The sequence below is a fragment of the Gilliamella sp. B2824 genome, from assembly GCF_026536245.1.
Classification (GTDB): Bacteria; Pseudomonadota; Gammaproteobacteria; order Enterobacterales; family Orbaceae; genus Gilliamella.
This window is the reverse complement of the sequence record NZ_JAFNON010000027.1, coordinates 1-1,699: the sequence shown is the minus strand read 5'-3', so window position 1 is coordinate 1,699 and position 1,699 is coordinate 1. Positions and strand designations below refer to the sequence as shown.

At 40.5% G+C, this 1,699-nt stretch carries 2 protein-coding genes and 1 pseudogene; all 3 read right to left on the bottom strand.

Translation table 11 applies throughout. The annotated features are described in order from the left end of the window. Nucleotides 1-241, bottom strand: a 241-nt coding sequence (locus J3U56_RS11910) for a hypothetical protein (RefSeq protein ID WP_267367919.1), incomplete at its 3' end; no start/stop codon positions are given. Nucleotides 242-954: 713 nt separating this feature from the next. Beyond that, nucleotides 955-1,218 carry a hypothetical protein gene (locus J3U56_RS11905; RefSeq protein WP_267344996.1) on the bottom strand — a complete coding sequence of 88 codons (264 nt, stop codon included), beginning with the start codon at nt 1,216-1,218 and terminating at the stop codon, nt 955-957. After that, nucleotides 1,218-1,699: pseudogene (locus tag J3U56_RS11900) on the bottom strand (hypothetical protein); the annotation flags it as partial. The pseudogene J3U56_RS11900 and the gene J3U56_RS11905, both read right to left, overlap by 1 nt.

Genomic DNA, 1,699 nt, shown 5'->3' with positions numbered 1-1,699 from the left:
CTACCGCACCGGTCATGTCGCCGGTGATTAAGCCATTGATGATATTAATCGCCATGTCGATGCCTTGACGGGTATTACTTCCCATCGCTGACATGCCTTCATTCATCGCTTTGTCGTAGGCTTCTTTATATATTTCTTGTTGTTCTTTGTCGGTTAACGGTTTATCGGATTTTTGTCTTTTGTCTTCTACCGCTTTTTTCGCCTCTTCTGTCGCTTTAATGCGGTCTATGGTGTTGAGCATGGTGAGTGTTTCACCACTAATTTCACTCACTAACCGGGTTTGGTCTATTTTGCTTTGTTCTTTTTCTTTATCAAAGATATGCTTAAGTTCATTACTGGCATGCCAATGGTGCTGACGCCAACACTGCTGCTGACTTTATAATCCGCTTTGTTTTCGATATGATTTTGATTAGTAGATTGTTGAAAAAGCGAGTAACTAAAGCCACCGGACGGATTTCAGCTTAAGTTTGACGCGGTCAAGCAGATGACTGCTGACGAGCAGAAGTCAGTTAAAGAGATTTTAGACGCCATGATTTTAAAGCATCAGGCTAAGCAGTTGATTGGTTGATTAAAACCGGGCGACTAAAGAAGAGAAGTTACACAAGACAGTAAATAATAGCGCAGGTTAACGGTGTACCACCACCGCTAACCTGCTAACCACAACTAACTTACACGGAGTTAACTATGGCTAAGAGATATTCTACGCTAAAATCAACCACAGACAAAGCAACAGCTCCACAACCCACTGAGCGATTTTATACCGTCGGTTACGTGCCACAAGGTACAAAACCCAACCCCAACCCACAGCTGGCAGGCGGCTTGAGCAATTCGGCTTTTATGTAGGGAGCCCTGTGGTCATTAAAGTTGAGCACAATAAGCTAATTATTGAACTTGTGTTCCAGTTGTAAAAAACAACAAGTGAGATCCCCACTGATTAGGTGGGGATCATTATCGTTATGATATTTTTGTCATTATATTTTTAATGATGGGTTCAACAGATAGTTCTAACTTATCGCTATCTATCGTATAACGGTTTAATTCAATTTGATTTTCTGCATCAAAAAGTAATTCCCTTAACCATTTCTCTTCTAATGCTAGAATTTGGTGTTCAGCCTCATAAATGCTAGATTGTATTTCTTCTACCCCTATTTCTTTGTTCAAAAAAGAATCACATTTTTTTTTCAATTTATCAACAACATCAGGATATATCCAATTCATCACTTTTCACTCCGTCTTAAAATGGTCACAATAATTTTACCGTTACTTTCTGTAACAACACCTACATCACCACTCCAATGCACAGTCCTCTCTACACCATTAACTATAGAACTCGTTTTTGTTCCATTCTGTATAGTGTGCTCTACGATGCCAGGAGAAATATTACGACCAGCGCCAACAGTACCGGCTGGAGATCCTAATCCTGAAGGTTGCATCCTATCAACTGCATGTTGTGAATATAATCTGTCGCCAATCTGGGCATATTGTTTACCGTCAATAGTCGTTTTTTTGTAGTTTTGCCAAGAATTCCATTCTAAAGAATTCCCAGTCGTTCCCTTTCCAGCACCACTATTTCTTACAACCGTAGTTTCAACCGTCGTTCCATGGCTGGCAGCCTGATTCATGAGTTGATTACCTGTGGCGATATCACCGGAATGATAAGCCTTTTCAGCTTCTTTCACTAATGCTTGCCCAGCTTTAG